This window comes from Paracraurococcus ruber, assembly GCF_004353985.1.
In the GTDB taxonomy this organism is placed as follows: Bacteria; Pseudomonadota; Alphaproteobacteria; order Acetobacterales; family Acetobacteraceae; genus Paracraurococcus; species Paracraurococcus ruber.
Genome location: NZ_SMOA01000194.1, coordinates 1 through 10818, shown reverse-complemented (window position 1 = coordinate 10818; position 10818 = coordinate 1). Strand labels below are relative to the sequence as shown.

General features: G+C 74.3%; 8 protein-coding genes. 5 read left to right on the top strand and 3 right to left on the bottom strand.

Going from position 1 to position 10818, the window contains the following annotated elements; genetic code table 11:
• The 3 genes from E2C05_RS23595 to E2C05_RS23585 form a co-directional block, all read right to left on the bottom strand.
• The coding region (locus tag E2C05_RS23595; RefSeq protein ID WP_133222098.1) for an MMPL family transporter at window positions 1–1808 on the bottom strand (1808 nt) is incomplete at its 3' end.
• A 417-nt stretch (window positions 1809–2225) separates the two neighbouring features.
• A complete protein-coding gene (locus E2C05_RS23590; RefSeq protein WP_133222097.1) occupies window positions 2226–3881 on the bottom strand; it encodes a CopD family protein in 1656 nt (551 codons plus the stop codon).
• Between the two features lie 9 nt (window positions 3882–3890).
• Window positions 3891–4352 (bottom strand): copper resistance CopC family protein, encoded by a 462-nt coding sequence (locus tag E2C05_RS23585; protein ID WP_205082994.1) that lies wholly within the window; start codon window positions 4350–4352, stop codon window positions 3891–3893.
• Window positions 4353–4449: 97 nt separating this feature from the next.
• Between E2C05_RS23585 and ispH the strand changes: the two genes are divergently transcribed.
• The 5 genes from ispH to E2C05_RS23560 all read left to right on the top strand — a co-directional run bounded on the left by ispH (window position 4450) and on the right by E2C05_RS23560 (window position 10359).
• Entirely contained in the window at window positions 4450–5394 is a 945-nt protein-coding gene (gene ispH / locus E2C05_RS23580; RefSeq protein ID WP_133222095.1) for a 4-hydroxy-3-methylbut-2-enyl diphosphate reductase, read from the top strand.
• Between the two features lie 185 nt (window positions 5395–5579).
• Entirely contained in the window at window positions 5580–6761 is a 1182-nt protein-coding gene (hpnH, locus tag E2C05_RS23575; protein WP_133222094.1) for an adenosyl-hopene transferase HpnH, read from the top strand.
• A 225-nt stretch (window positions 6762–6986) separates the two neighbouring features.
• Window positions 6987–8258 (top strand): hypothetical protein, encoded by a 1272-nt coding sequence (locus tag E2C05_RS23570; protein WP_133222093.1) that lies wholly within the window; start codon window positions 6987–6989, stop codon window positions 8256–8258.
• 401 nt (window positions 8259–8659) lie between these two features.
• Entirely contained in the window at window positions 8660–9463 is an 804-nt protein-coding gene (locus E2C05_RS23565) for a hypothetical protein (RefSeq protein ID WP_133222092.1), read from the top strand.
• A gap of 134 nt (window positions 9464–9597) precedes the next feature.
• Window positions 9598–10359, top strand: coding sequence for an SDR family NAD(P)-dependent oxidoreductase (locus tag E2C05_RS23560; protein WP_133222091.1), 762 nt, complete (start codon window positions 9598–9600; stop codon window positions 10357–10359).
• The last annotated feature ends 459 nt before the right edge of the window (window positions 10360–10818 follow it).

Below are 10818 nucleotides of genomic sequence, written 5' to 3'. Positions count from 1 at the left end.
GCGGCGGCGCGGGCCAGCGCCGCGGCTGCCTCGGCCGCCGTCGGCGGCGGCGCCGGCACGGGCGGTTCCAGCGTCGCGCCCAGCAGGTCGCGCGCATCCTCGATCAGCGCCAGCTTCGCGTCCTGCCCCGCCGGCACGAAGCTCGCCAGGGTCGTGGTGCCGGCCACCTCCGGCAGCGCCGCCAGCCGCCGCGCCAGGTCCTGCGCGGCGGGCAGGTCGGGGGCCAGCGCCTCGATGGTGTTGGGCGTGGTGTCCGGGTCCCGCATCAGGTCGCGGAAGGTCGAGACCGCCTCGGTCTGCGGGTCGCGCAGGTTCAGGGGGTTGGTGTCGAAGCGCAGCCAGGGCAGCGTCGCCGCGGCGGCGAGGCCGAGCAGCAGCACGCCGCCCGCCGCCAGCCGCGCATGCCGCGCCAGCGCGCGGTCGAGCGGCGCCAGCATGGCGTAGCCCACCGGCTCGCGCTCCGGCCGCGGCCGGGTCAGGGTGAACCAGGCTGGCAGCGCCGTCAGGCTGAGCAAGACGGCGACCGCCATGCCCGCGGCGGCGATCAGGCCAAGTTCCGAGACGCCGCGATAATCCGTGGGCAGGAAGGCGAGGAAGCCGCAGGAGAGCGCCATGGCGGCGAGCGCGATCGCCTCCCCCGCGCCATGCGCGGCGCCGACCAGCGCCTCCGGCAGCGGCCGGTCGGCCAGCTCGTAGCGGTATTCCCGCAGGCTGACCGCGTACTGGATGCCGAAATCCACCCCGAAGCCGATGAACAGCACGGCGAAGGCGATGGAGAGCGGGTTGAAGGGCCCCACCGCCAGCAGGCCGAAGGCGGCGGTGATCGGCAGGCCGAGCACCAGCGTGCCGAGGATGGGGAAGATCAGCCGCCCCGAGCGGAGGCCGAGCCAGAGCAGGATGGCGACGGCGCAGAGCGAGAGGATGTTCTCCAGGATGGCGCCGCCGAAGACGGTGGAGAATTCCTCGTCCGCCATCACCAGGTCGCCGGTCAGGCGCACCCGCACCCCGTTCTCCGGCGTCAGGCCCAGCCGCGCCGCCTCCGCCCGCACCGCATCGGTGGCGGCGGCGACCGGGGCGAGGGCGCCGTAGTCGGGCACCGGCCGGATCAGCACGAAGCGCCGCAGCGCCAGCGGGTCCGGCGCCTGGCCGGTGAAGAGCGAGGCCCAGTCGAGCGGGACGAGGTGGCCCTGCGCCGCGCCGTCCGCGCTCGCCGCCAGGGCGGCGAGGGCGGGGCGCAGCAGCGCCGGCTCGCCCTCGTCCCGCCGCAGCCCCTCCGCCACCAGGTCGAGCGTGCGGGCGACCCCGCGCAGGCTGGGATCGGCGGCCAGCGTTCCCAGCAGCGGCTGGGCGGCGATGATGCGCCCGGTCGCCTCGCGCACCGCCTCCTCCTCCGGGAAGAGCAGGGCGGCCTGCCGGAAGAAGGGCTCGGCGCCCGGGCGGGCGACGCGGTGGAACAGGTCGGGGCGCGCCTGCAGCGCCTCGGCCAGGCGGGCGGCGGCGCGGTCGGCCAGGTCGGGCGTCGCGCCGTCCAGCACCGCGGCGATGACGTCCACCCGCTGCGGGAAGGCGCGGTCCATCGCCACCTCGGTCTGCCGCCAGGGCAGGTCCTGCGGGAAGAGCGCGGCGACATCGGTGTTCAGCGCGAAGCGGGTGACGACCACCCAGCAGGACGCGGCGGCGATCAGCAGCGCGAGGGCGAGCACCAGGCGCGGGCGGCGGATGCTGGCGGCGACCAGGCGGGTGGCGAGGAAGGCGGCAAGCCCGCCGCGTGCATGCGGCGGCGTCGCGCCCGGCCGGGGCGTGCTCATGGGCGGGACGCGGCCGCGCCGCGCCGCGCGTCCCGGCGGGCGATGCCGCGGCGGGCGGCCATATCGAGGCGATGTCGGGTCCAACCGGTCACGCTGCCGGCTCCTAGGGCAGATCCCGATCCGGTGGAATCACCTGATCGGGCAAAGATGCTCTTCGATTCAAATGGCTGGAGCGATTGCCGCGAGCCGTGGCGAACGGCAACCGCCCTATCCTGTTGCCTGCAGAGCGGAGTCTCGCGTCCGGGCGTTCACGCCCTCCCGCGACCCGCCCTAGGGCAGAACGCCCGGGCGCGGAACCGCCCCCGAGGCTCCGGCAGCCCCGCATCCGGGGGCCGGCATGGCGCGCCGGGGCGGCATGGTCCGCGCCCCGGCCGCTGCCCGCGGGGCTGCGGCCGGCAGGCGCCGCGGCGCCGTCCCTCACGCCTCCCGGTACAGGATCAGCAGCAGCCCGATGAGCAGCAGGCAGAGCGGCCAGGTCCAGCGGGCCCAGCGGGCGATCTCCGCCGGGCCGCGCAGCTCCGCGAAGCGGGCGCAGCCGCCGACCACCGCCAGCACCGCCAGCGGCAGGTGCGACAGCTCGACCAGCAGGGCTTCCTTGACGTTGGAGATGGCGTGGGTGTGCGCCAGCAGCAGCACGCCGCCCGCCACCATCGCGCTCGGGAAGACGAAGCGCGGCCAGCCGGTCAGCCGGCCCAGCCGCACCCACCATTCGGCGACGGCGAAGCCCACCACCAGCAGCCCGGCCAGCTTGTGCTGCACCACCTCCGGGTCGCGCAGGCTGTCCAGCAGGCCGATCTCGCCGAGCGGCCAGGCCTCCGGGTCCGAGCGCACCAGGATGAAGGCCGCGAGGCCGAGGAAGACCAGCGGCCAGTGCCGGGCCAGCGGTACCCGCCCGGTCGCGTCCAGCAGCGCCGCCAGCGCCACCAGCAACACCATGATGCCGGACCAGTGGTGGTTGTACTCGCTCCAGGCGATGTCCTGCGCATTGCGCGGCGGCAGCAGCCCCTCCCCCGGGGTGAAGGCCTGCGGCCGCTGCGCCGCCTGCTTCGCCTGCCATTCGGCATCCAGCTGCGCCTGCAGGCGCGGGATCGCCAGGTCGCCATGGCTCGGGCTTTCCAGCCTTGGCCAGGCGGGGGTGAAGCGCTCGGTGATCTCGGCCCAGGTCACCCGGTCGTCCGGCAGGTCGGCGGCCGGCGGGACGGAGGTGAGCGAGCCCGCCACCGCCAGCACGGCGATGCCGATGGCGATCTCCGCCTCGACGAAGCGGCGTACCCGCAGCAGCCCGCGCGGCGAAGCCGTGTAGCGATGCAGCAGCAGCCAATTCGACGCCCCGAGCAGGAGGAGCAGCGCGAACATCACCCCCTTGGTCGCCGACATGGCGCCATAGGCGGTGCCGTAGAGCGCCTCGGTCCCGCCGATATAGCCGCCCCAGTAGCCGGCGATGCCCAGCAGGATCAGCCCGACCCCGCCGGCGGCGAAGGCGGAATAGCGCTGCCCGACCATGCGGGCGGAGCCGGGGCTGAGCCGGAAGCCGGCCAGCAGCGCCGGCAGCCCGCCGATCCAGAGCGCGGCGCCCACCTGGTGCAGGGCGGTCGCCGCCAGCAGCACCGCCTGGCCCTCGGTCCGCGCCACCGCATGGCTGCCGGCGGTGGCGCCGAGCAGCAGGGCGACGGCGGCCAGCAGCAGGCCGATCCGCTGCCAGCGGCCGGGCTCGGGCCCGGCCAGCGCGATGGCCAGCAGCACCGCCATGGCGGCGATGGCGGTGGCGGCCGCGCGGACGAAATCCGCCCCCAGCAGGTCCGCCAGCGGCGCATCCAGCGTGGCGCCCAGCGCCAGTACGGCGAGGCCGCTGGACGCCAGGGCGGTGCCGATGCCCGCCGCCGCCGCCCAGGCCACCGCGCGCTGGCCGATGCGGCGCAGCTGCGCGGCGTCGCCCGGCGGCAGCCAGGGGGCCAGCGGCAGCGCGAGGCCGAGCCAGAAAACCGTGCCGCCCAGCACGGCGGTGCGCGCCACCAGCTCGGCGGCGTGCAGCACCACGCTGAGAAAGCCATAGAGGTCGAGCAGCGACTCCATCGCCGGGCCCTAGCGCGGCTGCAGCGTGAAGGGGATGTCGCCGCGGGTGATGTGGCCGTCCACCGCCAGCACCTGCCAGCGCAGCCGCCAGGCGCCCGGTGCCAGTGGCGCGGCCGGGTCCAGCGCCGCCTCGACCAGGGTGGGGTCGCGTTCGGGCGCGAGGGCGAGCGGCTGCTGCACCGCCTCGGGCCCCACCAGCACCAGCCGGCTGCGCGCATGGTCGATGCGGCTGTTGAAGCGGATGGCGACCTGCGGCGGCGCCGCCGCCAGCTCGGCGCCGGCCGGCGGGTCGGAACCGACGACCACGGCATGCGCCGCGGCCGGGCGGGGCGCCAGGGCCGGCGCCGACAGCAGCAGGGCGATCAGGGCCGGCAGGGCGCGGCGGCCGGGCCGGGTCGCGGGGACGGTGGGTGGCAGGGCGGGTCTCCCGGGGGCGGGCGTGGCACGCCCCTCGTTGCAAGCGGGTCGCAAGGTGCCGCAAAATTCAAAGGGCGCAAGATGCTGCGATGCGGGATGCCATGGGGTGTGGCATCTCGGGAATCGCGTCGGGCGGAGGGGGTTCGGGGGAATGCGGATCATTCTGGCGCAGCCAAGGGGATTCTGCGCCGGCGTCGTCAGGGCGGTGGAGATCGTCGAGCGGGCCATAGAGAGATACGGGGCCCCCGTCTATGTCCGGCATGAGATCGTGCACAACCGTCGCGTGGTCGAGTCGCTGGAGGCCAAGGGCGCCCGCTTCGTGCAGGAGCTGGACGAGGTGCCGGCGGGGGCGGTGACCGTGTTCTCCGCCCATGGCGTCTCCCGCGCGGTGGAGGCGGCGGCGGAGGCGCGCGGCCTGCCGGTGCTGGACGCGACCTGCCCGCTGGTCTCCAAGGTGCATCATGAGGGGCGGCGCTACCTCGGCATGGGGCGCGCCGTCATCCTCATCGGCCATGCCGGCCATCCGGAGGTGGTCGGGACGCTGGGGCAGATCCCGGGCGAGGTGCATCTGGTCGCCAGCGCCGAGGACGTGGCGCGGCTGCCGCTGCCGCCCGACCGGCCTGTCGCCTATGTGACGCAGACCACCCTGTCGGTGGACGAGACGCGCGCGACGATCGAGGCGCTGCATGCCCGGTTCCGGGACATCCAGGGGCCGGACACGCGGGACATCTGCTACGCCACGCAGAACCGGCAGACGGCGGTGCGCGAATTGGCGAAGCGGGTGGATGTCCTGCTGGTTGTCGGGGCGGCCAACAGTTCCAATTCAAACCGCCTGCGGGAGATCGGGACGGAACAGGGCGTCCCCTGCTACCTGATCGCGGATGCGGCGGGCCTGCGGCCCGAATGGCTGCGCGGGGCGGAGACGGTGGGGATCACCGCCGGCGCCTCGGCGCCCGAAAGCCTGGTGCAGGAGGTGATCGAGGCGCTGCGCTGCCTGGGACCGGTCGAGGTGTCGACCATGCCGGGCCTGGTGGAGGATGTGCAGTTCAAGCTGCCGGCCGCCCTGCTGGCGGAGGAGCGGCGGGCGGCATCCTGACGGCGGCGCAGGCGTGCAAGCCGGCGGGGCGGCGGCGCGGCAGCCTCACGCCCGCGGGATGAGGCCGCCGCCCGGCGCGGCCCTGCCCTGCCGGGAATGGATGTGGTCCGGGCCATGGGTGCCATGGCATCGGTTGGGATTGGTCGCGGGCCGGCCGGCGCCGCCCGGGAAGGAGTGTGGAGCGTATGGGTATCCCGCTGCGGCAGCAGATCAAGGTCGGTGCCTACATCCTGAAGCAGCACCTGGCGGGGCGGAAGCGCTACCCGCTGGTGCTGATGCTGGAGCCGCTGTTCCGCTGCAACCTGGCCTGCGCCGGCTGCGGCAAGATCGACTATCCCGACCCCATCCTGAACAAGCGCCTGTCGGTCGAGGAATGCCTGGACGCGGTGGACCAGTGCGGCGCGCCGGTCGTCGCCATCGCCGGCGGGGAGCCGCTGCTGCACAAGGAGATGCCGCAGATCGTCGAGGGCATCCTGGCCCGCGGCAAGATCGTCATCCTCTGCACCAACGCCCTGCTGCTGGAGAAGCGGATCGAGCAGTACAAGCCGCATCCGCGCTTCACCTGGGACATCCACCTGGACGGCGACAAGGACCAGCATGACTGGGCGGTGAGCCAGGAAGGCGTCTACGACCGCGCGGTCGCGGCCCTGAAGGACGCCAAGGCGCGCGGCTTCCGGGTGGCGATCAACGCCACCCTGTTCAACAACGCCGAGCCCGAGCGGATGGCCAAGTTCTTCGACGCCGTCACGGCGATGAAGGTGGACGCCATCATGGTCTCCCCCGGCTATGCGTATGAACGCGCGCCGGACCAGCAGCACTTCCTGAACCGCCGCAAGACGAAGGAGCTGTTCCGCGGCATCTTCGCCCGCGGCAAGGGCAAAGGCTGGAAAATGGGCAACTCGCCCCTGTTCCTGGATTTCCTGGCGGGCAACCAGACCTACCATTGCACGCCCTGGGGCAACCCGACGCGCAACATCTTCGGCTGGCAGCGCCCCTGCTACCTGCTGGGCGAGGGCTATGCCAAGACCTTCCAGGAGCTGATGGACACCACCGACTGGGACAAGTACGGCACCGGCAACTATGAAAAGTGCGCCGACTGCATGGTGCATTCGGGCTTCGAGGCGACGGCAGTGGTCGATGCCGTGAAGCGCCCCTGGAAGGCGCTGGCGGTGCAGATGCGCGGCCCGCGCACCGAGGGCGAGATGGCGCCGGAGATCGACCTCTCGAACCAGCGGCCGGCCGAGTTCGTCTTCTCCCGCCATGTCGAGAAGGCGATGGCCGAGATGGCGCATGAGAAGCCCCAGGGGACGCAGTCGCGCGGCGCCAAGCATGGCGGCACCGCGCCGCCGGCGGTCGCGGCGGAATAGGCGCCCGGGCCCGGGGGTCAGGGCCCGTCCCGCGCCGCGCGGCCAGGCCCAGGGCGTTCGATCCGGTTCCGCGCGGCGCCCGCCTCGCCGCTTTGGCCGGCCGTGTTGCGCCGGGCCGCAAGGCGCGGCGGATCGGCGGTCCCGGGGCGGCGTCGCGCGGCGCGGCGTTCACGTCGTTGCGCAATCCATCCTAGCATGGCGGCGCCCCTGCGCCGAGCCGCCGCCATGCCCCGCCCCGCCGCCCGCTTCCCCGCCGCCCGCCTGCTGGCCTGGCTGCCGCTGGCCCTGGCGCTCAGCGGCTGTTCGCTTGCCCGGCCGATCGCCGACCAGGCCATCGCCTACAACGCCAGCGTGGAGCAGGCGGCGAACACCCTGCTGGTCCGCAACATCCTGCGGGCGCGGGACGAGGCGCCGCTGCACTTCACCACCCTGCCGCAGATCCGCGGGTCGCTGAACATCGGCTTCGGCAATCTCGGCCTGCCGGTGGGCGGCGCCGGGTCGACCAGCGGCCTCCTGCTCGGCTTCAGCGGCGGCACCGCGCCGAGCTTCGACGTCTCCGCCCTCGATACCCAGGAATTCGCCCGCGGCCTGCTGGAGCCGCTGGAGGAATCGGTCATCCGCTACTACTGGCAGCGCGGCCTGCCGGAAGAACTGCTGCTGCTGCTGCTGTTCAGCGCGGTGCAGGACCCGGACCGCGACGCGGTCTTCCCAAACGACCCGCGCTGCTGGCTGGACCGGCCGGACTGCCCGGTGCAGGGCGGCGCGAGCGCCAGCCTGAAGGCGGCGCTGCGGGCGACGCTGGCCAACGGCCCGATGGTCTTCCACCCTTATGTCATGGTCGTCCCGGTGGGCCCGCCGCTGACCGCGGCGCAGGCGGCGGATGCGGGCGTGCTGGCCCTGCTGGCGGAAGGCCGGGTGCGGCTGGCCCCGGTGCCCGGCGGCCGCTTCCAGCTGCAGCGGCGGGAGCCGCGGGTGGCCGCCTGCCGCAGCGTGCGGGCGGATGGCCGCGCCATGCTGCTGCCGGTGGCGGGCATGGGCGTGGCGCCGATGCGCGGGGATGCCGCGGTCTGCGTGCAGGAGGAGGTGACGGCGGCCGAGGCCGCTCCCTCGCCTCGGCCGCACCGTGCCTGGCGGATCGAAGTCCGGTCGGTGCAGGACGTGCTGCGCTTCCTCGGCATCCTGGTGCGGGTGCAGGCGGACATGCCGCGCCGGCCGGATGGCGAGGCGCCCTGCATCACCTTCACGCTGCGCCCCGGCCGCACCGCCTGCCTGTTCCGCCTGGCGCGGCAGGGGGTGGATGCGCCGCCGCCGGCGGTGGCCTGGACGGTGGAGCATGGCGGCGCGACCTGGCTGGTCCCAGCCTTCGCCGAGCCGGGTGAGGATGGCCGGCCCGGCGACTACACGCTGCGCGTGCTGGCGCTGCTGACCGAGCTGCTGAACCTGAAGAAGAGCTCGACCGCCATCCCGTCGACGCGGGCGGTGCAGGTGGTGCGGTAGGGCGGCGGCCCGAAGGCCCGCGGCGCGGATCCGCCCATGGGCGCCGGACCGCCCTGCGACGGAAGTCGGCGGGCCGGCGCGCGGCGGCTGCGGCGGCTGGGCGGCGCGGCGTTCGCCGAGGGACGCAGGCCGCCGCGCGGGATGCGGAGAACTGGCGCAGCGCGCCGCGGCTGCGAGGCGGCGTTCGCCGAGGGACGCAGGCCGCTGTAGAGCGGATCGTGGCGGGGAGTCGCGCGGCGGGCGGGGAGCGAGGGCGGAGCGTGGCCGGGCGTGACCGTCCGGGCGCGCATGGCGAGTCTCCGCGCATGGGGAAGCGGCAGGTCCGTGTCCGGGACCGGATGCGGCGGCGGCGGGCGGGCGGCACAGCGCGGCACGGCGCCGCGGCGTTGGGGGCGGGACGCATGGCGAAGGCAGCGGGACCGGGCGCGGCGGATGGCGGCGCGGACCAGGGCGGCGGCGGGCTCGGCATCGCCGAGGCGGCGATCCTCGGCATCGGCACCGCCACGCTCTACATGGTCTCGGCCGCCGCGCAGCTCGGCTACCAGGACCAGTTCGGCTTCACCTATCTGACCGCGAATGTCGAGGGCATCGCGGCGACGGTGCAGTTCTTCATCCTGCCGCTGGTCTGCGGCCTGATCCTGTCGGGCCTGCTGGCGCTGGCGACGCTGCGGGCCGGGCGCCTGGCCGCGCCGGGCGGCTTCACCCGGCTGGCGGAACGGCTGATGCTGCCCCTGCCGCTGGCCTTCGCCGCCGCCTTCTGGCTGATCACCGAAAGCCCCAGCTTCCAGCATGTGGCGCGCAACACGCTGATCGTTCTGGCGGCCTATTGGGGCGCCTCGCCCATCCTGGTCGGCGCCGCGATGCGGCTGCTGCAGGCGCCGCCGGCGCAATTCGCCATGGCGCGGCGGCCGCTGCTCTGGGGCCAGGCGCTGCTCGGCTGCGTGCTGCTGATCTTCTTCAGCTACGACTTCGGCAAGGCCAACGCGCTGCACACCGGCGAGGTGGATGTCTGCGAGCCGAACGACGACGAGGCCGAGGACTGGATCCTGGTGCAGCAGACGCTGGACGTCTTCGTCTGCGCCAGGGTGGACTGGGAGACGCGGCAGGTCTTCGCCGAATTCCTCTACATGAAGCTCGACGAGGACCGCACCATCCGGGTCCGCCGCATCGCCTTCACGCCCGCCGCCATCGGGGTGCGCCGATAGCGGCGCCCGCGGGGCGGAGGCAGGCGCGCGGGCGTTTCCGCCCTGCCGCGCTCCGCGCGGGCCCGGACCGAGGTTGGCGCCGCAAGCGGCCGCCGGCACACTCCCCGCCATAAGGAATGGGGGAGGGACGGGGCATGCGCTTCCAAGATCGGACGGTGCTGGTCACCGGCGGCGCCAGCGGCATCGGCCGGCAGGTCTGCCTCTCGGCGGCGAAGGAAGGCGCGCGGGTGGCGGTCGGCGACCGCGATGCCGGGCAGGCGGCGGCGGTGGCGGCCGAGATCCGCGCCGCGGGCGGGGAGGCGGAGAGCGTCGCGCTGGACGTGACCGACCCGGCCTCGGTCGCGGGCTTCGTCGCGGCGGCGGAAGCGGCGCTCGGCCGGCTGGACGTGCTGGTGAACTCGGCCGGCGTGCGGGAGATCGAGAGCGTGCTCGACCTCTCGCTGGCCGAATGGAACCGGGTGCTGGCGGTGAACCTGACCGGCACCTTCCTGGCCAGCCAGGAATTCGCCCGGCGCCTGGTCGCCCAGGGAAAGGCCGGGCGGATCGTCAACCTCGCCTCCACCCTGGGGCTGGTGGCGGCGCCGAACCGCGCCGCCTATGTCGCGTCCAAGCATGGCGTCGTCGGCCTGACCAAGGAGATGGCGCTGGAACTGGGCGGCAAGGGCATCCGGGTGAATGCGGTGGCGCCCGGCGTCATCCGCACCCCGCTGACCGAACGCTATTTCCAGGACCCCGACATGGCCGCCACCATCCGTGGCCTGCATGCCACAGGCAGCTGGGGCGAGCCGGCGGACATCGCCCGCGCCATCCTGTTCCTGGCCGAGGAGGCGAATGGCTTCCTGACCGGCGCCGTGCTGACGGTGGATGGCGGCTGGACGACGGGCAAGGCGATGTAGCCGGGGCGGACAGGGCCGGCGCACTCAATTCGGCTGAGTCCGGATCGGACCCATTCCGGACATCCTCAATGCCATCAAGGGCTTGCGCCCGCGCGGCCTGAGGAAATAAGGAATTGAGCGATTTTATCGGCCCGGTTTCCCCCTCCTGGCCGGGCGTCGGGGCGCCGGCGCGTCCCGGGCGATCCACCCGGCGGCCATCCGGCACCCGGCAGCGCCGGCCATGGCAGTGCCGCTGACGATTTTCCTATATACGCCGGCCCGGCTCGGGACAAGCGCGGCCTGCGGAGGACCATCCGCGGACGCCGCCCCCAAGGGGGGGCAGGCGGCGTGCGGGGGCGGCCGGATCGCCGCCCCGCCCGGTCCGGCAGCCGGTCCGGCAGCCGGTTCGGCCGCACGGCACGGCCGCGGCCATGCCGCCGGGACGGCGCCCGCGCCGGGCCATGGCCCGCCCGGCGCGAT